The organism is Mycobacterium angelicum (assembly GCF_002086155.1).
Taxonomy (GTDB): Bacteria; Actinomycetota; Actinomycetes; order Mycobacteriales; family Mycobacteriaceae; genus Mycobacterium; species Mycobacterium angelicum.
In genome coordinates, this window is sequence record NZ_MVHE01000503.1 from 1 (window position 1) to 212 (window position 212).

Here is a 212-nt window from a genome sequence, read left to right on the forward strand (position 1 = left end):
GGCACCGTTCGGCCCGGATGTCGCCGCCGAATACCTGGGCACCGCGGTGCAATTCCACTTCATCGCACGCCTGGTCCTGGTGCTGCTGGACGAAACCTTCCTGCCGGGGGGCCCGCGCGCCCAACAGCTCATGCGCCGCGCCGGTGGACTGGTGTTCGCCCGCAAGGTGCGCGCGGAGCATCGGCCGGGCCGCTCCACCCGCCGGCTCGAGC

At 72.6% G+C, this 212-nt stretch carries 1 pseudogene; it reads left to right on the forward strand.

What is annotated here, in order from left to right:
• Positions 1 to 212, forward strand: a pseudogene (locus tag BST12_RS30445) (carboxymuconolactone decarboxylase family protein); the annotation flags it as partial.